27 protein-coding genes are annotated in these 22,305 nt (G+C 38.7%); 22 read left to right on the forward strand and 5 right to left on the reverse strand.

The features are described from left to right. The first annotated feature begins 35 nt into the window (after positions 1-35). The 3 genes from AC13EX_RS02735 (at position 36) to AC13EX_RS02745 (ending at position 2,777) form a co-directional block, all read left to right on the forward strand. Positions 36-1,502 (forward strand): glycine--tRNA ligase, encoded by a 1,467-nt coding sequence (locus AC13EX_RS02735; protein ID WP_482891445.1) that lies wholly within the window; start codon positions 36-38, stop codon positions 1,500-1,502. Between the two features lie 522 nt (positions 1,503-2,024). Continuing rightward, positions 2,025-2,372 (forward strand): cupin domain-containing protein, encoded by a 348-nt coding sequence (locus AC13EX_RS02740; RefSeq protein ID WP_482891446.1) that lies wholly within the window; start codon positions 2,025-2,027, stop codon positions 2,370-2,372. A gap of 6 nt (positions 2,373-2,378) precedes the next feature. Next, positions 2,379-2,777: a group III truncated hemoglobin gene (locus tag AC13EX_RS02745; RefSeq protein WP_482891447.1), complete on the forward strand. Its 399-nt coding sequence runs from the start codon at positions 2,379-2,381 to the stop codon at positions 2,775-2,777. Positions 2,778-2,881: 104 nt separating this feature from the next. Here AC13EX_RS02745 and AC13EX_RS02750 read toward each other — a convergent pair whose 3' ends face one another. The 5 genes from AC13EX_RS02750 to AC13EX_RS02770 form a co-directional block, all read right to left on the reverse strand. After that, on the reverse strand, positions 2,882-4,264 hold the full coding sequence (locus AC13EX_RS02750; RefSeq protein WP_482891448.1) for a mercuric reductase: 1,383 nt from the start codon (positions 4,262-4,264) through the stop codon (positions 2,882-2,884). 6 nt (positions 4,265-4,270) lie between these two features. Next, positions 4,271-4,552 (reverse strand): DUF427 domain-containing protein, encoded by a 282-nt coding sequence (locus tag AC13EX_RS02755; RefSeq protein WP_048641047.1) that lies wholly within the window; start codon positions 4,550-4,552, stop codon positions 4,271-4,273. A gap of 61 nt (positions 4,553-4,613) precedes the next feature. Then, entirely contained in the window at positions 4,614-5,654 is a 1,041-nt protein-coding gene (locus tag AC13EX_RS02760) for a pseudouridine synthase (RefSeq protein ID WP_482891449.1), read from the reverse strand. Between the two features lie 128 nt (positions 5,655-5,782). After that, positions 5,783-6,343: an SMC-Scp complex subunit ScpB gene (gene scpB, locus AC13EX_RS02765; protein WP_482891450.1), complete on the reverse strand. Its 561-nt coding sequence runs from the start codon at positions 6,341-6,343 to the stop codon at positions 5,783-5,785. A 2-nt stretch (positions 6,344-6,345) separates the two neighbouring features. Beyond that, the gene (locus tag AC13EX_RS02770; protein WP_482891451.1) at positions 6,346-6,729 is read right to left on the reverse strand and encodes a TraR/DksA family transcriptional regulator; all 384 of its coding nucleotides are present in this window, start codon (positions 6,727-6,729) and stop codon (positions 6,346-6,348) included. A gap of 291 nt (positions 6,730-7,020) precedes the next feature. Here AC13EX_RS02770 and AC13EX_RS02775 point away from each other — a divergent pair, with 291 nt between their 5' ends. The 19 genes from AC13EX_RS02775 to AC13EX_RS02865 all read left to right on the forward strand — a co-directional run bounded on the left by AC13EX_RS02775 (position 7,021) and on the right by AC13EX_RS02865 (position 22,064). After that, positions 7,021-7,653 (forward strand): 3-keto-disaccharide hydrolase, encoded by a 633-nt coding sequence (locus AC13EX_RS02775; protein WP_482891452.1) that lies wholly within the window; start codon positions 7,021-7,023, stop codon positions 7,651-7,653. 133 nt (positions 7,654-7,786) lie between these two features. Continuing rightward, positions 7,787-8,875, forward strand: a complete 1,089-nt coding sequence (locus AC13EX_RS02780; protein ID WP_482891453.1) for an Ldh family oxidoreductase — start codon at positions 7,787-7,789, stop codon at positions 8,873-8,875. Between the two features lie 103 nt (positions 8,876-8,978). Continuing rightward, entirely contained in the window at positions 8,979-9,686 is a 708-nt protein-coding gene (locus tag AC13EX_RS02785; protein WP_482891454.1) for a ZIP family metal transporter, read from the forward strand. An 81-nt stretch (positions 9,687-9,767) separates the two neighbouring features. After that, complete coding sequence (locus AC13EX_RS02790; RefSeq protein ID WP_482891455.1) at positions 9,768-10,661, forward strand: DUF6528 family protein; 894 nt, start codon at positions 9,768-9,770, stop codon at positions 10,659-10,661. A 158-nt stretch (positions 10,662-10,819) separates the two neighbouring features. After that, the gene (locus tag AC13EX_RS02795) at positions 10,820-11,359 is read left to right on the forward strand and encodes a dihydrofolate reductase family protein (protein ID WP_482891456.1); all 540 of its coding nucleotides are present in this window, start codon (positions 10,820-10,822) and stop codon (positions 11,357-11,359) included. 77 nt (positions 11,360-11,436) lie between these two features. Further along, the gene (locus tag AC13EX_RS02800; RefSeq protein WP_482891457.1) at positions 11,437-12,453 is read left to right on the forward strand and encodes a 2-hydroxyacid dehydrogenase; all 1,017 of its coding nucleotides are present in this window, start codon (positions 11,437-11,439) and stop codon (positions 12,451-12,453) included. A gap of 65 nt (positions 12,454-12,518) precedes the next feature. Next, complete coding sequence (locus tag AC13EX_RS02805; RefSeq protein WP_482891458.1) at positions 12,519-13,121, forward strand: RNA polymerase sigma factor; 603 nt, start codon at positions 12,519-12,521, stop codon at positions 13,119-13,121. Between the two features lie 20 nt (positions 13,122-13,141). Further along, entirely contained in the window at positions 13,142-13,423 is a 282-nt protein-coding gene (locus tag AC13EX_RS02810; RefSeq protein WP_482891459.1) for a hypothetical protein, read from the forward strand. Next, complete coding sequence (locus AC13EX_RS02815) at positions 13,420-13,902, forward strand: Spy/CpxP family protein refolding chaperone (protein ID WP_048641037.1); 483 nt, start codon at positions 13,420-13,422, stop codon at positions 13,900-13,902. The genes AC13EX_RS02810 and AC13EX_RS02815 overlap by 4 nt, the downstream gene beginning before the upstream one ends. 40 nt (positions 13,903-13,942) lie before the next feature. After that, entirely contained in the window at positions 13,943-14,758 is an 816-nt protein-coding gene (locus tag AC13EX_RS02820; protein WP_339714991.1) for a YHYH protein, read from the forward strand. Then, positions 14,745-15,350, forward strand: coding sequence for a toxin-antitoxin system YwqK family antitoxin (locus AC13EX_RS02825; protein WP_482891460.1), 606 nt, complete (start codon positions 14,745-14,747; stop codon positions 15,348-15,350). The genes AC13EX_RS02820 and AC13EX_RS02825 overlap by 14 nt, the downstream gene beginning before the upstream one ends. Further along, positions 15,343-16,014, forward strand: coding sequence for an SCO family protein (locus AC13EX_RS02830; RefSeq protein WP_482891461.1), 672 nt, complete (start codon positions 15,343-15,345; stop codon positions 16,012-16,014). Before AC13EX_RS02825 ends, AC13EX_RS02830 begins: the two co-directional genes overlap by 8 nt. Positions 16,015-16,128: 114 nt before the next feature. Next, the gene (locus AC13EX_RS02835; protein ID WP_482891462.1) at positions 16,129-16,554 is read left to right on the forward strand and encodes a DoxX family protein; all 426 of its coding nucleotides are present in this window, start codon (positions 16,129-16,131) and stop codon (positions 16,552-16,554) included. Then, positions 16,554-17,018, forward strand: coding sequence for a MarR family winged helix-turn-helix transcriptional regulator (locus tag AC13EX_RS02840; protein WP_048641033.1), 465 nt, complete (start codon positions 16,554-16,556; stop codon positions 17,016-17,018). Before AC13EX_RS02835 ends, AC13EX_RS02840 begins: the two co-directional genes overlap by 1 nt. Positions 17,019-17,028: 10 nt before the next feature. Further along, complete coding sequence (locus AC13EX_RS02845; protein WP_048641032.1) at positions 17,029-17,661, forward strand: NAD(P)H-dependent oxidoreductase; 633 nt, start codon at positions 17,029-17,031, stop codon at positions 17,659-17,661. A gap of 289 nt (positions 17,662-17,950) precedes the next feature. Continuing rightward, positions 17,951-18,586, forward strand: a complete 636-nt coding sequence (locus AC13EX_RS02850) for a GyrI-like domain-containing protein (protein ID WP_482891463.1) — start codon at positions 17,951-17,953, stop codon at positions 18,584-18,586. A gap of 36 nt (positions 18,587-18,622) precedes the next feature. Beyond that, the gene (locus tag AC13EX_RS02855) at positions 18,623-20,185 is read left to right on the forward strand and encodes a hypothetical protein (protein ID WP_482891464.1); all 1,563 of its coding nucleotides are present in this window, start codon (positions 18,623-18,625) and stop codon (positions 20,183-20,185) included. Between the two features lie 337 nt (positions 20,186-20,522). After that, positions 20,523-21,221 carry a ferritin-like domain-containing protein gene (locus tag AC13EX_RS02860; protein ID WP_482891465.1) on the forward strand — a complete coding sequence of 233 codons (699 nt, stop codon included), beginning with the start codon at positions 20,523-20,525 and terminating at the stop codon, positions 21,219-21,221. Positions 21,222-21,245: 24 nt separating this feature from the next. Then, a complete protein-coding gene (locus tag AC13EX_RS02865; RefSeq protein WP_048641029.1) occupies positions 21,246-22,064 on the forward strand; it encodes a ferritin-like domain-containing protein in 819 nt (272 codons plus the stop codon). Positions 22,065-22,305 lie beyond the last annotated feature (241 nt).

Consider the following 22,305-nt stretch of genomic DNA (forward strand, 5'->3'; position numbering starts at 1 on the left):
TTGTAGAGTATAGGTTTTTGCTTAATTTTGCGCCTATGGCAAAATCAGAACAAAAGCAGGAAAGTGGTCTGCTAAAAGATATCATTGCCCATGCCAAAGAGTATGGGTTTGTTTACCCTTCATCTGAAATTTATGATGGGCTTCAGGCAGTATATGATTACGGGCCTTATGGAGTAGAGTTAAAGAACAACCTTAAGCGATTATGGTGGGAATCCATGACCCGTCTAAACGGCAATATCGTTGGATTGGATGCGTCTATATTTATGCATCCGACTACCTGGAAAGCTTCCGGCCATGTGGATAGTTTCAATGATCCAATGGTGGACAATAAAGACAGTAAAAAGCGCTATCGGGCGGATGTATTGATAGAAGAAAAGGCTGCTGGTTATGAAAACGAAGGCAACCAAGAGAAAGCCAATAGTCTTTTGGCTACCATGGGACGTTTGTTGGAGGCAGAAGATTTTTCAGCTCTTCGCGAATTATTAATTGAGGAAGATATCAAATGCCCGGTGAGTGGAACCACAAACTGGACCGAAATAAGGCAGTTTAACCTTATGTTTTCTACTCAAGTAGGTTCTGTATCAGAGGATTCTAATACCATTTACCTTAGACCAGAAACGGCTCAAGGGATTTTTGTGAATTTCTTGAATGTGCAGAAAACAGCCAGAATGAAAATTCCTTTTGGTATAGCACAAATAGGTAAGGCCTTCAGAAATGAAATTGTTGCCAGACAGTTTATTTTCAGAATGCGGGAATTTGAGCAAATGGAGATGCAATTCTTTGTTAGACCTGGTACTGAATTGGAATGGTACAAGCATTGGGCAGATACACGAATGAGCTGGCACAAGGCTTTGGGTATACCTGAAGAAAAACTAAGAAGACATGACCATGAGAAGCTGGCACATTATGCCAATGCTGCTTTGGATATAGAGTACCAATTTCCTTTTGGTTTCAAAGAAGTGGAAGGGATTCACTCCCGAACAGACTTTGATCTGAAAGCGCATCAGGAGTTCAGCAAAAAGAAACAACAGTACTTTGATCCAGAGATCAATCAGAATTACATTCCATATGTAGTCGAAACTTCTATTGGAGCAGATAGATTGTTTTTGATGACCCTTTGCAATGCCTTTACGACGCAAGAAGTGGAAGGAAAGTCCAGGTCTTATTTGGCCTTGCATCCTGCCTTGGCTCCCGTGAAAGCGGCCATTTTGCCATTGACCAAGAAAGATGGCCTGCCTGATAAAGGCAAAGCGATTTTTGATCAATTGAAATATGATTTCAATATCATCTACGAAGAAGCCGGGTCAATAGGTAAACGTTATACAAGGCAGGACTTGATAGGTACTCCATTCTGTATAGCTGTAGATCATCAGACTTTGGAAGACGATACAGTAACCATCCGTCACAGAGATACCACTGAACAAGAGCGTGTGCCAATTGCTGATTTGCATGGCAGGCTTGCTGCGGCATGTAGTTTTAGAAATGTATTCGAGAAAATATAAATTTCAATATACATGCGAATAAAAAAGACCGGCCCATGAGCCGGTTTTTTTATTAATTGTTTCAATCGGATTGGCTGTTTTAATTGAATACCCGTTTTCATAACGCCAGACATATAACCGATTCCTGAGCGAAGCCGAAGGAGTAGGTATGATGTACACGTTACCCTATGGCTTCGGCTCCGCCCAGCCGCCGGCAAAAAATAAACCCGGATTATGTAATAGGATTCGTAATGAGTGTTGCAATCGAAAGAAAATCAGACTGTTTGGAGATTTCAGCATAGCACCGCTATGGTGAAATTGAATACAGCAACGAAGTGGCTGATTTTAAAGCGATTTCAGCGCGTAATAGAATGCTATTGCATATTTCGGGATAAATTCATAAAAATGAACGAATTTTAAATGGATCTTGTAATACTTGTATAATAATAAAAGATAAAAATATCCTTTATTATTTAGATGAGTTTGAGTACCTTAAAAAAGTATTGATAAATAAGTTGAGTTTAAATTAAAAATACAGACAATATGGAAGTTGCATCATTTAATGAAGATTTACAATTTGGAGATAAAATCAGTACCAAAGTAATTTTGGAATCTCCATTCTCCAAAGAAATACGCATTCTACTGAAGGAAGGCCAGGTAATGAAAGAGCATAAGACCAAGTTCCCGATAGTGGTTCAGGTCTTGGAGGGAGAGATTGACTTTGGGGCTGAAGGAGAAAATCACAATTTTAAAAGTGGAGGTATTTTGGCCCTAGAAGGAAATATTCCACATGACCTTACTGCCATAAAGGACAGTGTGGTTCGCTTGAGTCTTTCAAAATCGGATCAGGTAGAACGTGTAGAAAATGTAGTTAAGGAATCAAATAAATAAAGCCTGATGAAATCAATTGAAAACCGCAAAGACATCAATGTTCTGGTAAACGCATTCTATGCAAAAATCAGAAATAACGAACTGCTAGGCCCCATTTTCAATGGACATATTGAGGAAGAAAGGTGGCCGGAACACCTGGAAAAGCTTACTGATTTCTGGGAAACGAATCTTTTTGGCATTGCTAAGTTTAAAGGAAACCCTACACTCAAACATATTAATGTAGACAAGAATCTAAATCATACCGTAGAGCAAAAACATTTTGGGATTTGGTTACAACTTTGGTTTGAAACTATAGATGAATTATATGAGGGGGAATTGGCAAATAAAGCCAAAGAATCCGCCAGAAGGATGGCCCATTTCCAGTTTATGGCCATGTGGAACAGAAGGCCGGTAGGTGCCAAATAGGGGTGGATTCCAAGATAGCGAACAAACCTACTATCACAATCTGGTATTTTAATCAATTTGCTTCCGAAACTGGCATTAAAACCATTATAGTTGTAAATTCAAATTTACTCAATTTGCATCATCAAATTATTTAAACTTTCAGCCAGCGTAGGATGCGCTATTGGTAGGTTTTGTATTTGATCATAAGTAACCTTTCCCACCATGGCCATTTGAAGCACCGCCATGACTTCGCCTCCATCCAGGCTTAAAATCGTAGCACCCAGGATTTGCTTGCTTTTAGGGTCTACAAGCACCTTGAAAAAACCATTGGTTTCATCAGTTTCCAGGGCTCTACCGGCATGCTTCATGAAAAATTTACCTACCTTATATGGAATGTCTTTTTCTTTGGCTTCTTGCTCATTAAGTCCAATCCTTGCCAATTGAGGATCAATAAATACACAGTAGGGAAGTAGCCTGTCCTTTGAAGAAATTTCTTTATCTCCTTCATAGATACTTCTAAAGGCAATGTGCGCATCATTATATGCCATATGGGTAAATGGTGGTGAACCGGCTACATCTCCAAGGGCATAGATATTTGAAATGCTGGTTTCAAAGGTCTCATTCACTGCAATGTGACCCTTTTCAGTAAGTTTAACACCGATATCCTCTAGTCCTAAGCCCTCGCTATTGGGTTTCCTTCCGGTAGCTACCAGTAAATGACTGCCTTCAATAGTTTTTGGTCCTGATTTACTTTCCAGATAAACTTTAAATTGATCGTTTTCGAAATTTATTCTTGTGACCGAGGTATCCAAATAGGTGTTAATTTCATCTTTAGCAAAGATCTTTGAAACTTCCTCACAAACGTCCTTGTCTTCCTTGGGTACCAGCCTTGGGGCTTTGTCAATAATGCTGACCTTACTGCCAAATCTATTGAACATCTGCCCAAATTCAAGCCCAATATATCCGCCTCCAAGGATAACCAGGTGTTCTGGGGTTTCCTCAAGCTCCATAATGCTTGTACTGGTCAGGTAGGGGGTTTCTTTCAAACCATCAATCTCTGGGACAAAAGGAGAAGATCCCGTGTTGAAAAAGATTTTTTCTCCTGAAATTTCAAGGACCTCCGCCCCTTCACGTGCTATGCGTACTTTGTTGGATGAAAGAAGAGTTGCTTTGCCTAAGATGATGTCTATGTTTCCTGCTTTTTTAAGGCTTTTCTCAGCCCCTCCCCTAAAGGTAATTACAATATGGTCTTTGCGGGCTTTGATTGCCTTTTGATCAATTGAGAAACTATTTACATTTACACCGAAATCTTCAGCTCTACCCACCAAATGGGCCACTCTTGCGGAGGCCACCATTGTTTTGGTAGGGGAACAACCGTCATTTATACATGTGCCGCCAACCACCCTTTTTTCAATGAGCGCTACCGACAAGCCTATAGCGTTTATTTTTTTTGCCAGAGGCATTCCTGATTGACCTGCTCCGATGATGATTGCATCGTATTTCTTCATAGCTCTCTATTCTTTGATCTCTATCCCTTTCCAAAAAGCTACGTAATCTTTGATTTCTTTGGCAGCTTCCTTAGGTGCTGGGTAATGCCAGGCGGCATCACGGTTGGTGTCCTCTCCTATGCGAATGTGATAATAATTGGCCCTTCCCTTCCACGGGCAATCAGAAGTGGTTTGAGATATTTCGAAAAATTCCCGATTTAATGACTCATTTGGGAAATAATGATTGTTTTCTAAAAAAATGGTCTCGTTAGATTCAGCGAGGATTTTTCCTTTCCAGATGGCTTTCATATCAATAAGATTTATTTTAAAATAATATAGCCAAATCCGTGCTAGAAACAAAAAAAGCGACCTATATAGGTCGCTTTTTACTTTTTCTTTTATTCATGAATTTCAGGTTAATAACCTCTTTTTCTTCTAAAAAGCGGTATTTACCTCTTGGGATATCTTTTTTACTCAACCCTGCAAATGTTACCCTGTCCAAGGCGTTTACATCGTAACCAAAATGAGCAAAAATTCTACGAACAATTCTATTTTTTCCAGAATGGATCTCTATGCCTAAAATCATACGGTCTTTGGAAAGTACCTGTAGGTCATCTACCTCAGTGAGGCCATCTTCCAGTGTCACACCTTCTAGTATTGCATCAACATCATTCTTCGCTATGGGCTTATCCAGGGTTACCTGATATATTTTTTTAATCTCATAGGAAGGATGTGTCAGTTTGGCTGAAAGCTCTCCATCATTGGTGAAAAGTAATAAACCAGTGGTGTTTCTATCTAGTCTTCCTACTGGGAATAGACGCTCTTCACAGGCATTTTCAACCAAGTGCATGACTGTCTTGCGCTCAAATGGATCGTCAGTTGTGGTGATAAAATCCTTGGGCTTATTAAGTAAGATATAAACGGGCTTTTCCGGACGGATGGATTTTCCCTTGTATTCTACCCTGTCTTTTCTAAGCACCTTGTAGCCCATTTCTTTTACTACTTTCCCATTTACAGAAATCTCTCCCTTTTCAATGAGTTTATCTGCATCTCTTCGCGAACAAATACCTGCGTTGGCGATGAATTTGTTGAGCCTGATTTCATCCGAATCTGTTTGAGCAGTTTTTTGAATGGTCTTTAGGTTGTAAATAGGCTGTGCTTCATCTTTGCCTTTACCAGTTTTTATAGGAGAAAAAGGCTTTTTAAAAGGTTTTTTCTTTTTGTCTTTTTCCTCAACCTTACCAAAAATGGGTTTTTGATTGCGTCCTCTACCTTTGTATTCACTTTTTTCTACAGGAGTTTTGTCAGTGGATTCCTTTTTTTTGGAATAGGAGGTTCGTTTTCCTGGTTCTTTATTGTCTCCCCATGATTTTTTGGAAGAATCCCCAGTTTTATTGTTGAATTTTTTCATAATCTTGCAGCATCTCTGCTGTATTAAAATAATCAAATGTAAAAGCTTAATTATAAGGTGATTTGACCTTTTCTTAAGCGGGTGCAAATTTAGTGCTATTTATGTAATAATAACACAGATTTTAAAAATCAATCGCTTTGTTTTCCTATTTCGTTGTCCTCTTCTTTAAAATCCTTAGGTTGTGGGAGTTCGCTCAGGTCATTAATGCCGAAGTATTCCATGAATTTTGAGCTAGTGCCGTACAAAAGAGGCCTGCCTAGTCCTTCAGACTTGCCTTTGATGGCTACCAGAGACTTTTCCAATAGCTTCTGAACAGAATAGTCACAATTCACCCCTCTGATCTGTTCCATTTCGGATTTTGTTATCGGCTGCCGGTAGGCAATGATGGATAGGGTTTCCAATTGAGCGTTGGAAAGTCGTTTTTGAGATTGGTGTTTTTGTAAAATAGCTACACTACTTAGGTAGGCTGGCTTGGTTAAAAATTGGTATCCTCCAGCTATTTTCTCTAGGCTGAAAGAATAATCATCTGAATTGTATTTGTTTGTAAGGGCCTCCAAGGCTTCGTCCAAATGATCCATAGGTATTTCGGTCTCAAACATTTCTGCAAGACACTTTTGGATTTCTTGTATGCCTAGTGGTTCGGCTGAACAAAAAATCAGGGCTTCAATATGTCGAGGTAAGAAATCCACTTTTATTTTTTACCTAGTTTTGCTTCTATACTGTGCATGGTATGAGGAACTGCACGCAATCTTTCTTTGCTGATAAGTTTTCCTGTGTCCACACAAACCCCGTAAGTGCCATTTTTTATTCTCCTTATAGCATTTTCAAGGTTTATGATAAACTTTTGTTGTCTGGCAGCCAATTGGCTTAGATTTTCTCTTTCAAGTGTGTCTGCCCCATCTTCTAGCAATTTTGATGTAGAAGCAGTGTTTTCTGTTCCACTATCATTTTGTTTGCTGAGAGAACGTTTCAATTGATTCAATTCTTCTTTTGCGATTGTCAGTTTTTCATTAATCAGCAATTCAAATTCGTGAAGCTCTTCCTTGGAATAATTGGTTTTTTCTACCTGGCTCATAAAACATTACTTTAAAAATTTCTCTAAAATACAGTGAGTATTCTGAAATCAAAAATTTAATTTTCGAGATAAAATTACATGAATTCTTTTTAAGTGAATTTAATTTTAAAAAGAAGGTATGAAAGGGATATAATTGACTTTTATATTTCATTATTTTTCATTCTGCAATCAAAATATTTTGAATTGTTAGTTTAAAAATAAATTGAAATGGGATTCACTTTTTTAACTTGAAATATCCCTAAGAAAGTATTAATTTGAACCCCTAAACAATAATAATCCAAATTATATCCAATGAAAAGAATCCTATTAATTCTTATATGCGCATTTATCTCTTTAAATGTATCTGCTCAAAAAGCGGATAAAGGCTGGAAGAGCTTGTTTAATGGCAAATCGTTTAAAGGTTGGTCTTTTAGTGAAAACCCTGATTCATTCAGTATTGAGGATGGAGTAATTAAGGTAGAAGGCCCGAGGTCACACATGTTTTACACCGGTAAATACAAAAAACATAATTTTAAAAACTTTGAGTTAAAAATGCAGGTAAAAACCATGCCTGGAGCCAATTCAGGAATTTTTATTCACTCGGAATTTGAAAAAGATGGTTGGCCAACAAAAGGTTATGAAATCCAGGTTAACCAAACACAAGGAGACTGGAGGAAAACCGGAAGTGTATACAGCTTCAAAGATGTTAAAGAGACTTATGTGAAAGATAACGAATGGTATACCCAGCATATCATAGTTCAGGGTGATAACATAACTGTTAAAATTAATGGAAAAGTTATCAATGAGTTCAATGAAAAAACAGATAGGGGAGAAATTGGTGACAGTGGTAAAAGATTGAGCAGTGGAACAGTTGCACTACAAGCTCATGACCCTAAAAGTACGATTTACTACAAAGACATTATGATTAAACCATTACCTAAATGAAGGATAGATTAATTCATATTTAGATACAAATTATAACATCCGGCTGACCATGAGGTTAGTCGGATGTTTTTGTTTTGTCCTATTGTGAGTTCATCTCAAAGTTTCAATCTGGCTCATCTTTAACCAAAAAACAATGCCCAAAGGCTATACGCAAATCCATCACCTAGCGCTTAGAGCGTTTACCACAAATGTTTTTAAATCTCTGGGAGTTCCAGTTGACGAAGCTGCTTTGGCTGCAGATGTCCTTGCCTATAGTGATGAACATGGGATAGATTCACATGGGATAGCCAGACTAAAAACTTATTTCGATTTGCTCAAAGCAGGTAGGATCAATCCCAGACCAAAATTGAAGGTGCTTAGAGAAAAACATGCTGTCGCCACAATAGATGGGGACAATGGCTTGGGTTTGGTAGTTGGCCCAAAGTGCATGGAGATTGCGATAGAAAAAACCCATAAACATGGTTCAGGTTCCATAGCTGTTTGCAATACCAACCATTATGGGGCAGCGGGATATTACCCTCTTATGGCTGTAAAAGAAGATTTTATTGGCCTATCCATGACCAATACTACCAAAGGTGTTGCGCCATTTAATGGGAAGGAAAAAATGCTAGGTACAAATCCGATTGCTCTGGCATTCCCATCGCTGAATGAGCCGGAGGTGGTCATTGATTTTGCCAGTAGCACTGTAGCCTATGGGAAGGTGGAAATTGCCCACAGGGAGGGAGAAATTGTACCTTTAGGATGGTGTCTTGATAAAAATGGTCAAGCTACCAGAAGTCCTGAAGAAATGATCGATGGCGGGGCTTTGTTGTCTTTAGGTAGTACTAAAGAGGGTTCTGGTCACAAAGGTTATTGTCTAGCAGGTGCTGTTGATATTTTAAGTGCAGTGCTTAGTGGTGCCAACTGGGGACCCTTTGCAATCCCATTTGCAATTAACTCCTCTATGCCTGAAACACAAGTGGGGAAAGGGATTGGTCATTTTTTTACTGCCTGGGACATAGAAGGATTTAGGGATTTGACGGACTTTAAAAAAAGTATGGATCATTGGATTGTTACGATGAGAAATGCAGTGGCTGTAGATGGAGAGGCCAAAGTGCTCGTGCCTGGAGATCCTGAACGAGAAGCCTATTCTATTAGAATGAATGAGGGAATACCAGTTCATCAAATTATTTTGGACCAGTTAAAAACCATTTCGAAGTCTTGTAATGTTCCCTTACCCTGATTTACTCTTTAATCTTCACAACTTTTGGTGCTTTTTTCTAATTCAGATTGGTTTTTTTAATTTATATCGTATTGAAATTCAAAGGATAACCTAACTTTGGGTTATGTTACTAAAAATCATTCTCTTCTCAGGATTTTCAGGGGTTACTGTTTTTGTTGGTGGTTTATTGGCCAATTATTTTAACCATCATATTAAGGAAAAACCAATCAAATACGAGATTATCCATGCCATGATGTCTTTTGGTGCGGGAATAATCTTGTCAGCTCTGGCATTGGTATTGGTGCCACAAGGGATGGAGGAACTGGAATTGTTTCCCTTGGTTGGAACCTTCCTGTTTGGAGCAATTTTATTTATTCTAATTGATTGGTATTTGGCCAATAAAGGTGGGAAAATTGCCACATTATTGGCCATGATGATGGATTTTGTTCCGGAATCCATTGCCCTTGGGGCTACTTTTGCAATAAATCCCAAAATGGCAACACTTCTGGCCGTCATTATAGGTTTGCAAAACCTGCCGGAAGCTTTTAATTCCTTCAGGGACTTGGTTCAGAGTGGTTTTACTATCCGTAAAACCCTTGTCATTTTCTTTTTTCTGAGTTTCTCAGGTATAATTGGAGCCATGCTCGGTCATATTTATTTGAGTGATTATCCAGATTTAACTGCCTTCTTAATGGTTTTTGCTAGTGGGGGGATTTTATATTTATTGATTCAGGACATCATTCCTGAAAGCAAGCTGAAAAACAATTACCTCTCCTCTTTAGGGGCCATACTTGGGTTTTTGGTTGGTATTATTGGGGAAAAGATAATTTAAGGGGTATCAAATCAATCCTTTAATTGACTTTATATTATCTTTAAAGGAAGCTTTGGCTTGAACTTAAAAATCGACTTAACCATGAAATTTCTTTCTTCACTATTTTTAATTGTTACTTTCTTTTCCTGTTCTGAAAAACAAACATCGGTAATAAATACTGACAGCTCAGAGATAATTGGGTGTGGAGATGAGAACGTAGTTATTTTCGATAAGGAAAAATCGAACAAGAATAGTCTTGTGAAAGTTTGGGAATGGACAGCTGCGATTTCTGAGGGTTTGCCCAAAGAATACCATGGGTATTTTAATACCACTGATGATTGTAAGCCTGTTGGAGAAGGGCAAATATTAATAACGTCTTCCAGCGGAGGCGTAGCCCTGGTAAATCGTAAGGACAAGAAAACTGTTTTTTATGCGTATGTTCCCAATGCCCATTCTGCAGACTATCTTCCAGGAGGAAGGATAGTAGTAGCGCTTTCCACAGCGGAAAACGGGAATTCAATCCGACTTTATGATGTCAAACAGTCGGATAAAATACTATACTCCGATAGTCTATATTCCGGGCATGGTGCGGTTTGGAACGAAGAGAAAAACAGTTTGTTTACACTGGGATTTGATCAATTGAGGGAGTATAAGCTAGCGGATTGGGAGAGTGCGCAGCCTAAATTAGAGAAAGTAAACGAATGGGAAATACCTGATGAAAGCGGGCATGACCTTTTCCTTACAAGTGATCAACGATTGCTTCTGTCCACCACCAATAGTGTGTGGCAATTTGATATTTCAACTTCCATCTTTACTCCATTTGAACCATTAGAAGGAGCAAAGCATGTGAAATCAGTTAATTTTAATGCCGAAACAAAGGAACTCGTATATACCAAAGGAGAAATAAGTTGGTGGACCCACCATATTTATTTTGAGAACCCTCAAGATACATTAGAGGTGAATGACATGAAATTGTATAAAGTCAGAGTGCTGTGAGTTTTAATTTAATTTAATCCTCGATTATGCATAGGGTTCAGAGGGATTTCATTAAGTTATAGAAGGTCTATTGCGTATTTACGGGTAAATATTTTATGCTGAATAACTTTAGCATTGATCTTTGTATTTGGCTTATCTACTTACTAAATTATTTTATCATGAAAAAGTTGGTCTATTATGTAGCCATTTCTATAGATGGATTCATTTCTGGTCCTAATGAAGACATTAGCCTGTTTATTGGTGAAGGAGAAGGGGTAGATAAATACCAGGATGACTTGATGAAATTCAATACGGTGATTATGGGCAGGAAAACCTATGAGTTTGGATACAAGTATGGCTTAAAACCTGGCCAGGCACCATACCCGCATATGGAACATTACATCTTTTCAAATAAGCTTGAAATTCCTTCTTTAGAACCTAATGTTCATTTGTCTAAAGTGGATGTTGAAAATGTAAAAGAAATCATCCATCATTCCGGAACCGATGTATACTTATGTGGTGGAGGCCAATTTGCAGGCTGGCTACTCGATAATGGCTTGATCAATCAGGTCAAATTAAAGGTTAACCCCTTAGTTCTGGGGCAAGGGCAAAGACTTTTTGGGGAGTCAAAAACTCAAGCAAAACTGGAACTTGTTTCAACTGAATCATTTCCTGAAGGTTTGCAGATTTTGACTTACGATCTATCTACCGACCTTTAACCCGAACAATCTATTACGTACTGAAATCGCTTTGTTAATTTAAAAGAAGTAAATTCTTTTTACTGAAGATACCATATATGAAAATAGTCCGAACGGATAGGGAACTTGAACTCCCCATGGTAGATCAGGTCCTAAGAGAGCAGGGGCATGAGTTGGTTTTACTTCCTGAAACTGTTTCTGAAGAAGCCCTTTGCAAAGCGGTGGAAACATGTGATATTTTATTGATGTGTTATACCACAATTGGTGCTGAGGTAATAAAGGCAGCAAAACAGCTTAAAGCCATAATCAAATATGGTGTAGGGATAGACGCTATAGACATTCCTGCTGCCAATAAAAAGGGAATAGTGGTTGTGAATATTCCAGAATATGCTGAAGAAACGGTGGCAGAAGGTGCCTTTGCAATGCTTCTGGCCTTGGCAAAAAAAATGCCTGCTATCCAAAATAAAATGAGAAAGTCCTTCTGGGCCTGGCCTACTCAAGAATGGATATCTCAGGATATAGCAGGCAAAACACTGGGTATAATTGGCTGTGGTCGAATAGGGAAAAGTATGGCAAGAATGGCCGGTTTGGGATTTAGGGCAAAAGTAATTGGATATGATCCCTATAAATCTGAGGAACATTTAGCCGAAAATGGGATTGTTAAAATTGAATCGCTTCAATCTTTGCTTGAGCAGAGCGATTTTATTTCCTTGCATGCTGTGTTAAACAATGAAACCAGGCATATAATTGGAAAGCCTGAATTGGCAATGTTAAAAAAGTCAGCAATTATTATCAATTCTGCTCGTGGAGCTTTGATAGATGAGGAAGCATTGTTGGAAAGCCTGATGAATGGGCAAATTGGAGGGGCAGGTTTGGATGTCTTCAGTAAGGAGCCACTAAATCATAGTACTTACCCTTTACGGAAACTATATGAATTGGAAAATGTAATTTTGTTTCCCCATCTCACCTTTTATACCCAAGAAGCAATGGACAGGCTTGAAAGGGAAACTTTGGAAAGGTGTGTAGAGGTAATGCAAGACAGACCAGTACTTATTAAATCCAAAGACCCAAGGCTTCAAAATCAAAAACACCTCAAGACAATACTTGAAGTTTAGGTGAGTTTTTTTAGCCTTTTTATAAAAAATATACTTATAAAAATTAAAGTATAGATTAAGCCCGTATGACAAATGTGAGACAGATAAATGATGAAGCCCAATTTCTTATAGAAATGGCAAATGGCAATGAAAAGCCACTTGACTATTTTTATAATAAATATTCGGCCAAGGTTTATTCAACGGCACTCAGTTATACAAAAAATGAGCAGGATGCTGAAGAAGTACTTCAAGATGTTTTTATTACTTTATTTGAATCTGCTTCAAAATTCAAGAATGACGCCTCTGTCAGCACTTGGATTTATCGAATTACCATTAATAAGTGTCTCGATTTTCTACGTAAAAAGAACAGTTTAAAACGAAAAGGTATTTTCTCCTCTTTATTTAGTAAGGAGTCGGGTGAAATTATAATTGAACCTGTAGATTTTGTTCATCCTGGAGTGAAAATGGAAAATTCTGAAGATGCGAAACTCTTGTTTCGTGTTATGGATGAATTGACAGAAAATCAAAAGACGGTTTTTATCCTTACCCAGATTGATGGCCTGCCCCAGCAAGAAGTAGCAGACATTATGAAGGTCAGTAGGAAGTCTGTGGAGTCACTTTTGCAGAGAGCAAAGGCAACAATGAGAATTAAACTAGAAAAATTTTATCCTGAGCGAGGGAAAAAATGATACAATACGTCTAAGAATATATGGAAGCCTGGAAAAACAAAATCATGAATAGCCTGGAGGGGATGGAAGACGCCCAGCCACCTAAGGATAGCTTGTTAGCTATCAAGAAAAAATTGGCTGATCAAAGAAGAAATAAATCGGCCAAGAATCCAAGCCAGTGGATGGCTGTGGCTGCTGTGATGCTTCTACTTGTTTGTGCAAATGTTTTTGTGCTTACCAATTATTTTGCTTATCAGGAAACTGCCGAACAAGTAGAGTCAACCTACACTGGCCTGATTACAGATTATAATATTTATGAATGATGAAAAATAACATATTTAAAATTGGGTTTTTTTGCCTGTTGATAATCAATGGTGTACTTGCCTTTGTGATGTTAAACCATCCTAGGCCGCCTATGCCTGGTCCACAAGCAAAAGCTGATTTAATGTTTAAGATTAGTAATGAACTTAATCTTTCAGAATCACAAAAGGAAAGCTTTTTTACTTCAGCTGAAAACCATCAGAAGGGAATGGCTATGATAGAGCGACAACAAAAGAGGTTGGTAAAAGAATACTTTGAGTATTTGAAAATGCCAGTTGTTGATGAAGAGGCCAAGGCGGAAAAGTTAAATGAAATAGCCCTTAAAGAAGCTGAAAAAATCAACATGACTTTTGCTCATTTTGAAGAGCTTAAAAGCCTTTGTAAGGATGAACAAAAAGAGGCATTTAATGGGATTATCAGTGAAGTGCAGCAAATTTTGCTAGGAGAAAGAAGAAATATGCCCCGCCTACCGAGGGATTGATTACATTCTCACGTCTATAGAAATATATTAAACTATAGTCATGAACAAATATGTTTTCAGTAAGATCGCCGTTCTAAGTATTCTTGTAATGTCTTGTTCATGCGATAATCAGGAGCTTATCCCAGAGAATAAGCTTACCGAGTTACCAGCTGCATTTGAGGCCTTTGATGAGGCCAATACAACCATAATGCTGGATGGAGATGAGGTTATTATAGAGTCGAATGGTCTCCCAAATCACACTTCCCCCTATTGGTCAAATACTACAAAAAGAGAAGCGACAGACCCAAGGGGGAATTTATTGGTAACAGAGGCGGCATCTGCAAACCATCCACTATTCGTAAATCCTACCTATACCAGTTTTGGACAAATGGCCCCTGGTAATATTGATGATTTTAATGGTGCTTATACCCTTGTTGTTCCAGCAATTCCAACCAAAGCTTCATCTTCTTCTTCCACAGGTTTAGGGCCAATCGGTATCGCCGTTAGTGGATCCATGATTTATAATGATGAGGAAGGACCAAATATCCCATTGGATGATGCCGCTCCTTCTTTGGATTACAATGGTGCGCATACAGGTCCTCAAAGTTACCACTATCACCTGGAGCCGCTTGCTTTTTCTGATGATGACGATAACTTGATCGGGATCATTTCAGATGGGTTCTTTTTGTATGGTAGGAAATGTGCGAGCACAGGAGACTATCCCAATGACCTTGATGTATCAGGTGGACATACCTCTATTACCAAGTACAATCAGGAGCAGCAATACCACTATCATATTCAAAATGAGTTGTATTTAAATAAGTATTACATCCTTTTTCCAGGAAATTACCAAGGCAGTTCAAATGCTATTAATTAAACAGATATACTGGTTCTCATTACTTGTTTTTGGGTTTAATACGCCAAATGGAACGTCTGATGATGGTGTTTTAACACCAGCCGAATTGGAGAAGAGGACGGTTTCGGATGAGAACCTTATACTCAATCCCAATCAAGGGATTGTTTTTTATAAGGACGAACCATTTACCGGGACAGGAATAGCCACTTATCCAAATGGGCTCGTGTCAGAAAAAATCACCTATTTGAATGGTAAAAGAGATGGTGTGCTGCAGCGATGGTTCGAAAATGGCCTATTGAGCTTTGAGGCCAACTATGAAAGAAATAGACGTAATGGAATAGTAAAATCTTGGTGGTCCAATGGTAAGCTAAGATCTGAAGCGAATTTTCAACATGGTCTGGTCCATGGAGTTCAAAAGCAATGGTACAGCAGTGGTCAGCTTTTTAAGGTGCTCCATATCGTTGAGGGTAAGGAAGAAGGCTTGCAGCAGGCATGGAGGGAAAACGGAAAACTATTTGTAAATTATGAAGCAAAGGATGGTCGTCTCTATGGTTTAAAGAGAGCAAGTTTGTGTTATGAGTTAGAAGGAGAAAATATTGTGATAGATGAATAAATTGACAATTGCATTTATCGTGTTTTTTGCGGCTGCCTGTAATAATGGTGGACCAGAAACAACAACCATTGATGAGGAGGAGATAACTTTGCCTTATTATGAAGAAGCTACATTTACTCCTCGTTGGTTTTCTACCAAAGAGGATGTTCCTGTTGATTTTCACCAAATCCCTGAATTTAACTTGTTTAACCAATATGGGAGTGAGGTTACAGCTAAGGATTTGGATAGTAAGATAAGCATTGTTAATTTTTTCTTCACCACCTGCCCGGGCATATGTCCAAAGATGATGGCCAATATGTACATGATTCAAGATGAGTTGCAGGAAAAAGACAAAGCCTTGTTTCTTTCGTATTCTGTCACGCCTGAAATGGACGGAATTGAAGAGCTAAAAGTTTACGCAGAAAAAAATGAGATAGTGAATAAAAGCTGGTTTTTGCTCACAGGTGACAGAGAACAAATTTATGATCTTGGAAGAAACCAATTTTTTGTTGAAGAAGACATGGGAATAGCCAAAGGCCCAGATGATTTTTTACATACCGAAAATATTTTACTTATAGATGGAGATCGGCACATTAGAGGTATATACAATGGTCTGAATAAAACAGCCATTCAGCAATTGCTGACCGATTTTAAAACGCTTGAGGCAGAATTGACCGATAAATAATTACCCATTATACGTTTAACTTTTGAAATTTTATAAAAAAAAATCACGGGATAGGAAACTTTCAAAACTAATATGTCGTTTACGATATAAACGTGTAAGATTTAAAAACAAAAAATGAATAATCAGACCTCTTTAGTACAAAATATTTTCAGGTTAATTCTGGCTGCATTTATGATTTATGCCGGAATTAGTCATTTAACCTTCAATAGAATTGATTTTCAGGCGCAGGTACCGGATTGGTTGCCTTTTGAAAAAGATTTGATTGTGGTGTTATCAGGATATGTAGAAATCGCACTTGGGCTTGGATTGGCATTTTGGAAAAGCCAGCGGGTGAATTTTGGTTGGGCACTTGCGGTGTTTTTTCTCTTGGTTTTCCCAGGGAATGTAGCACAATACCTTGATGGTAAAGATGCTTTCGGGGCCTTGGATTCTGATAAGGCACGATTGATTCGTCTTTTCTTCCAGCCAGTACTTATTGTATGGGCCCTATGGTCTGCAGGATCATGGGCTGATTATCGAGCAAAAAAAAATAAAAACTGATGGATGCTTCTCAACTAGAGTTAAAGAATCAAATCTGTTTTCCGTTTTATTCCGTTTCCCGGCTAATAACGAAGGCTTACAAGCCTTTTTTGAGCCAATTGGGTTTGACTTACCCTCAATACCTGGTGTTGATGGTGTTGTGGGAGGCTGATGGAATAAGTGTAAATCAGATCAAAGAGAAATTATTATTGGATAATAATACCCTTTCTCCATTACTTAAAAGGATCGAAGCAATGGGACTGATCAAACGCCTTCGTTCAACAACTGATGAAAGGAGTGTAATTGTATCTTTAACAGAGAAGGGAGAGAAATTGAAGGTTCAGGCTTTACCTATTCCGGGGAAAATGTTAGAAAGTTTATCCACTGAAGGGATAGAGATAGATGAAATCGCCGGACTGAGGAAAATGTTAAATACTTGGATGAAAATCTTATCAAAAAATAACAATCAAAACGAAAATAAATAGAATTAGTAAAATGGAATTAATTGACAAATTGAATTGGAGATATGCTGCTAAAGCCATGAATGGTGAAAAGATAGCACAAGAGAAGGTGGACAATATTATAGAAGCAATTTCACTAGCGCCGACCTCTAGTGGTTTGCAACCTTTTGAGGTGATTGTAATCACCAATCAGGAAATCAAAGAAAAAATTAAGCCTATTGCATGGAATCAGTCAGTAATTACCGATTGTTCTCATTTATTGGTTTTTGCAGCTTGGGATACTTATACCGAGGAGCGGATCAATAAAATGTTTGACCTTACCAATGAGCAAAGGGGCTTTACCAATGAAGGCTGGGAAAACTACAGAAAACAGTTGCTCACTACCTATCCAAATAGGTCCGCTGAAGAGAATTTTAACCACGCTGCCAAGCAGGCCTATATTGCCTTTTCACAGGCGATTACCGCTGCTGCATTTGAAGGGGTTGACAGTACTCCAATGGAAGGATTTGATCCCAATGCACTTGATGAGATCTTGGGATTAAAAGAAAAAGGACTTAGAAGTTGTGTTGTCCTTCCTTTAGGATACAGAGACAGCGAAAAAGATTGGTTGGTAAACCTTAAGAAAGTAAGAAAAAGCAAAGAGGATTTAGTAACTGTTTTGGATTAAGGAAAACCTTTACCAAGGGATACATTTAATAATTAATCGTTATTGTGAAAGAAAGCCATAAAAGCGCAATGCTATTATGGCTTCTTTTCTTTTGCTTAAGTATTGAGTAAGGTTTGTTCTGACCTTTGGTAACTGCTACTTTGAATTAAGCATTGCGTTTTACCTTTTATTGGAAATAAATATTTTTACTTTTTAAAGGGGAATGGGTAAATTGGGAAAAAAATTAAGGCGCAAACAACAATGGCTTGCAGAATCAAGCTGTTGCTTCCAAAATCAACCCAAATGCACCATGAAATATGAATGGAGGAAATCCGAAAAAGAGCTTTATTTACCCAAAGCCAAGCCTACAAAAGTAAATGTCCCTGCATTTAAGTTTATCAGCATTTCTGGAGAGGGGAATCCAAATAGCAGCCAGTTTGCTGATTGTATTTCGGTTCTCTATTCATTGTCTTATGCTGTAAAAATGACACTTAAAAAGATCAGTGATCCACCGGAAGGATATCAGGATTATACCGTTTATCCACTTGAAGGGGATTGGGACATTAATGCTGCGGCCAAGGCCAAATTTGATGGAACCATCAATAAAGATGATTTGATTTTTACCATCATGATTCGTCAACCCAATTTTGTGAACAAGGCATTTTTTGAAGAGATGTTGTCGGTGACAAAAAAGAAAAAGCCCCAGCCCTTGCTAGAAAATGCCAGGTTTGAAATCAAAGAGGAAGGTCCTTGCTTACAGATGTTGCATGTAGGTAGTTATGACAATGAGGCGGAATCTTTTTCGAAAATGGAAGCATATGCAAAAGAAGCTGGATTGGAAAGGCTTTCAAAAACCCATAGGGAAATTTACCTCACCGATTTCAGAAAAGTGCCGGCAGAAAAATTAAAAACGGTATTGAGGTTTAAGGTCAAATGTGAAGCTTAATTTTTATCAAAACAATAACCCTTTTAATTGTAGTCCATGAGATTGTCTGAATTCGTATGTTTTCTTTTGATAGGGATGACCCTATTTGGTTCTCCTGCCTTAGCACAAACCAGCCCTGATCAAATAAAATTTACCCGTCAAGCTTCCAAGAGGTTGATTTTTGATGATGAACAAACCATTCCGCTAGCAGGCATATGGCCTGAAAAAATCATAGGGCTTTCTGTCATGCATCCGAGTACTCACCATCTTCGGGATAGTTCAAAGGTCGCCATAAAAGCCAACCAACTGACGGTTCAATCCCAAGTAAAAACGGAAACAGACATATGGTTCGGTGGCTTCAATCCAGTAGCGACCTATGCCATTCATTTGGACTCAAGTATTGGTAAAGGAGCACTTGGTTTTTCATTTTCCGGTTCCAATACAAAAGAGAAGTTAACCATTAAGTTGCAGTTCAATGAGCAAAAAATCAAGGATGCCAGGCTGCACTATACCGACAAGGAGGGCATTACCACTGAGCAGTCAATCGCCGTTAATCTTTCCGAAAACACTGTCTTAAAAGGAACACTTTATCTGCAAATGCTTGGAAGTGGCTTGGTGCTGTATTTGAAAGATGAGGAATTGCCACAGGTCATAGGGCAGTCTGATTTTAACACTTTAATAGATTTGCGGAAAAAGGAATACTTGCATTCTTTTCAATCACACCTTTATGTAGGGCTTGACTCAGGGGAAGTAAAAATAGATAGGGTACTTATGGGGCTTACTGCAGGCGTAGGTTTAGCCGATATTCGTGCGATCACTTATGAGGATGGTTCACCGCTCTTGGATCAGGGGCGCTTGTGGTACACCATGTCTATTAGAGGTAGGGCTTTACCACATCATGTTCAGGGTGTGTTCAGTATGAATCCTTCTGTATTCGATATTAAATTAGAAGGGGTCATCCTTTTTGATCGCAAGGATGGACTTTTAAGAAATGAAGTGGCATCGCATATCTTTTTTGACCGAAATGATAAGGTTTGGAAAGGTACCACCACGGGTTTTAGTGCTTATGCCAATATAGATAAAGAAGATAAGCAGCTCTTGGCTGTTAAAAGTGAAAGGGATCCAAGGTTTGGTTTTTCAGTAATGGAGGCATCCCCTTTTGGGGTAGTAGGCGATGTGGAGGATCCGCATATTCTTTATGACAGTGAGGTAGGCAAATGGAGAATCTTGACCTGTGTCAATGAAGGTGGCTACAAGGCAATTGTAATGGAGTCTGACCATTGGAACAAAGGCTATGTAAAGATTGCCGGACCTGTTGCGCACAACTCCACGGGAACATCCATTCAGAAAATAGGTGATCGCTTGTATTGTTTTTCTGGAAGTTCAGAGAGAGAAATTTTCATTTATAGCTATCCAGATTTGAAAGAGGTTGGGACATTGAAAATGGATTTACCGCCTTGGGATAAGCTTTCAGGGACAAGGGTATGGCCCAATGTAGTGCAGTTGCCTGAAGGGTACCCATTCCGTTATGTGGCTTTGATGATGGATAGAATTAATTATCCAGGTATGGCTGGGCCTAATTGGACCTATGGTGCACTGTACCTTTACCATGGTTATTGAATAACATTTTACACGTTTAAGGCATATAGTTGCGCTTATTAGTAGAAGATCGTTTAAGCGATAGACAGGTGATTTATCCTTCCTTTTTGGCTTTCAAGGATTTTTTTTTATTGATTTGCCACCTAATAAAAACCCCTGTTAAGCGTGATTTAGGAGGGGTTTTTAGTTAAATGTTCCTTTTCAATCATTTTTTATAAAAAAAGTTTAGCTCCCCCTAGATCCAAATGGATCATTTGGTTCGTAACTCTTCTCAAATAAGTCATAAAAATCAATCATCGAGTCGATTGACCATTTATGAGGAAAACGAAACCAAGTAATTTACCTAAACTTTAAGAAAATGAAAAATGATTTGATTAAACCTCAGGGACTGGTGAAGGACGCCAACCGTAGAAAGTTCCTTCAAAAAGGTAGCTTATCCATTGCTGCAGCAGGATTGCTTATGGTCGGATGTAATGACGATGATGATTACATGCCGCCAATGAAAGATGGGGTAATGTTGGGGTCCGGTGATATTGGGATATTGAACTATGCCTATGCACTAGAACAACTTGAAGCGGCATTTTACGCAACAGTAATTCAAGGGGGATATTTCGCCAATGCAAACGCGGAAGAAAAGCAAATCATGGGAGACCTTGAAAAACATGAAAGGGCTCATAAGGAATTTTTTAAAGCTGCTTTAGGTAATGCTGCAATTGCAGATTTAGAAGTAGACTTCAGTGCAATTGATTTTAACGACAGAATGTCAGTTTTAGGAGCCGCTAAAACATTCGAGGATTTAGGGGTAGCTGCCTATAATGGCGCAGGGAAGTTTATTCAGGACGCAGGCTATTTATTGATAGCCGGTAAGATTGTTTCAGTAGAAGCAAGACATGCTGCAGCAATCAGAGATCTATTGAATCCAGGTTCCGCAGATTTTGCTGGTGACGATTTGATCGATGCCAACGGTCTTGAACGCACACTCAGCTTCTCAGAAGTTCTTTCTGCAGCGAGTACTTATGTGACTACTCCAATTGACTTCAGCCAATTGCCAAGCTAATATTTAACCTAAACTAAGATAGACATGAACTTATTAAATTTATTAGATAAAATGTGTCCGGATACTAAAAATTCGGATGAAAAAGAATTGTTTTTTTCTAGAAGAGATGCTTTTCACAAATTTGGTGACCTAAGTAAAAAAATGGCAATGGCCGCGGTTCCTTTGGGAATTTTGTCCGCCTTACCAAAAGTTGCCAAGGCAGATACAGACAGCTTGATAGGCGTATTGAATTATGCGCTGACTTTGGAACATCTTGAATACAGGTATTACCAGATGGGCTTAGATGCAGGTGTTATCGAAGGAGCTGATATGGCTATTTTCGAAAAAATTAGAGACCATGAGTTGGCTCACGTTAACTTTTTGACTGAAGTAGTTGGGAATGTTTTGGGTGGAACCCCAGTGACAGAACCAGCCTTTGATTTTACTGCAGGCGGAAATTTCTCACCATTTACGGATTATCCTACTTTTTTGGCCTTGTCTCAAGCATTTGAGGATACCGGAGTAAGGGCTTATAAAGGTCAGGCAGGAAATGTAATGGAAAATGACGTGGTATTAACTGCCGCACTTTCTATCCATTCGGTAGAAGCCAGGCACGCTTCAATGGTGAGGAGGCTCCGAACCAAAAAAGGGCATGACAGTATTAAAGGCTGGATTACAGAAGGGTCAAATGGTACTTTACCTGCAGCCACCCAGGCCATATATGCCGGTGAAGAAAATGTAATGCATGGAGGTGTGGATGTTACTCAACTGACAGGTATTGATTCTGCTGCTGTCACTGAAGGATGGGATGAGCCATTGAACAAAGACCAAGTATTGGGAATTGCATCACTTTTCTTAGCATAGATTAACTAATTGGTTGGGGTTGAGTGCTTAGGTGTCATCTTTGTTGGGAGATGGCACCTTTTTTATGTTTAACCCGGATTATGTAACAGGATTTCTCCGCCCTGACAAGGTCAGGGGTGATGCCTGTCCCGTGTTTACGGGAAGTGTTGCAATCGCAAGAAAATCAGGCTGTTTGGATATTTTAGCATAGCGCCGCTATGGTGAAATTGAAAACAGCAACGATTGGGTGTTTTGAAGCGAT

It is taken from the genome of Cyclobacterium sp. L-R, from assembly GCF_056859355.1.

What these genes read in the sequence shown, in the direction of transcription:
- AC13EX_RS02735 (WP_482891445.1), top strand. Translation starts at nt 36, where the DNA reads ATGGCAAAATCAGAACAAAAGCAGGAAAGTGGTCTGCTAAAAGATATC.
- AC13EX_RS02740 (WP_482891446.1), top strand. Translation starts at nt 2,025, where the DNA reads ATGGAAGTTGCATCATTTAATGAAGATTTACAATTTGGAGATAAAATC.
- AC13EX_RS02745 (WP_482891447.1), top strand. Translation starts at nt 2,379, where the DNA reads ATGAAATCAATTGAAAACCGCAAAGACATCAATGTTCTGGTAAACGCA.
- AC13EX_RS02750 (WP_482891448.1), bottom strand. Translation starts at nt 4,264, where the DNA reads ATGAAGAAATACGATGCAATCATCATCGGAGCAGGTCAATCAGGAATG.
- AC13EX_RS02755 (WP_048641047.1), bottom strand. Translation starts at nt 4,552, where the DNA reads ATGAAAGCCATCTGGAAAGGAAAAATCCTCGCTGAATCTAACGAGACC.
- AC13EX_RS02760 (WP_482891449.1), bottom strand. Translation starts at nt 5,654, where the DNA reads ATGAAAAAATTCAACAATAAAACTGGGGATTCTTCCAAAAAATCATGG.
- AC13EX_RS02770 (WP_482891451.1), bottom strand. Translation starts at nt 6,729, where the DNA reads ATGAGCCAGGTAGAAAAAACCAATTATTCCAAGGAAGAGCTTCACGAA.
- AC13EX_RS02775 (WP_482891452.1), top strand. Translation starts at nt 7,021, where the DNA reads ATGAAAAGAATCCTATTAATTCTTATATGCGCATTTATCTCTTTAAAT.
- AC13EX_RS02780 (WP_482891453.1), top strand. Translation starts at nt 7,787, where the DNA reads ATGCCCAAAGGCTATACGCAAATCCATCACCTAGCGCTTAGAGCGTTT.
- AC13EX_RS02785 (WP_482891454.1), top strand. Translation starts at nt 8,979, where the DNA reads ATGTTACTAAAAATCATTCTCTTCTCAGGATTTTCAGGGGTTACTGTT.
- AC13EX_RS02790 (WP_482891455.1), top strand. Translation starts at nt 9,768, where the DNA reads ATGAAATTTCTTTCTTCACTATTTTTAATTGTTACTTTCTTTTCCTGT.
- AC13EX_RS02795 (WP_482891456.1), top strand. Translation starts at nt 10,820, where the DNA reads ATGAAAAAGTTGGTCTATTATGTAGCCATTTCTATAGATGGATTCATT.
- AC13EX_RS02800 (WP_482891457.1), top strand. Translation starts at nt 11,437, where the DNA reads ATGAAAATAGTCCGAACGGATAGGGAACTTGAACTCCCCATGGTAGAT.
- AC13EX_RS02805 (WP_482891458.1), top strand. Translation starts at nt 12,519, where the DNA reads ATGACAAATGTGAGACAGATAAATGATGAAGCCCAATTTCTTATAGAA.
- AC13EX_RS02810 (WP_482891459.1), top strand. Translation starts at nt 13,142, where the DNA reads ATGGAAGCCTGGAAAAACAAAATCATGAATAGCCTGGAGGGGATGGAA.
- AC13EX_RS02815 (WP_048641037.1), top strand. Translation starts at nt 13,420, where the DNA reads ATGATGAAAAATAACATATTTAAAATTGGGTTTTTTTGCCTGTTGATA.
- AC13EX_RS02820 (WP_339714991.1), top strand. Translation starts at nt 13,943, where the DNA reads ATGAACAAATATGTTTTCAGTAAGATCGCCGTTCTAAGTATTCTTGTA.
- AC13EX_RS02825 (WP_482891460.1), top strand. Translation starts at nt 14,745, where the DNA reads ATGCTATTAATTAAACAGATATACTGGTTCTCATTACTTGTTTTTGGG.
- AC13EX_RS02830 (WP_482891461.1), top strand. Translation starts at nt 15,343, where the DNA reads ATGAATAAATTGACAATTGCATTTATCGTGTTTTTTGCGGCTGCCTGT.
- AC13EX_RS02835 (WP_482891462.1), top strand. Translation starts at nt 16,129, where the DNA reads ATGAATAATCAGACCTCTTTAGTACAAAATATTTTCAGGTTAATTCTG.
- AC13EX_RS02840 (WP_048641033.1), top strand. Translation starts at nt 16,554, where the DNA reads ATGGATGCTTCTCAACTAGAGTTAAAGAATCAAATCTGTTTTCCGTTT.
- AC13EX_RS02845 (WP_048641032.1), top strand. Translation starts at nt 17,029, where the DNA reads ATGGAATTAATTGACAAATTGAATTGGAGATATGCTGCTAAAGCCATG.
- AC13EX_RS02850 (WP_482891463.1), top strand. Translation starts at nt 17,951, where the DNA reads ATGAAATATGAATGGAGGAAATCCGAAAAAGAGCTTTATTTACCCAAA.
- AC13EX_RS02855 (WP_482891464.1), top strand. Translation starts at nt 18,623, where the DNA reads ATGAGATTGTCTGAATTCGTATGTTTTCTTTTGATAGGGATGACCCTA.
- AC13EX_RS02860 (WP_482891465.1), top strand. Translation starts at nt 20,523, where the DNA reads ATGAAAAATGATTTGATTAAACCTCAGGGACTGGTGAAGGACGCCAAC.
- AC13EX_RS02865 (WP_048641029.1), top strand. Translation starts at nt 21,246, where the DNA reads ATGAACTTATTAAATTTATTAGATAAAATGTGTCCGGATACTAAAAAT.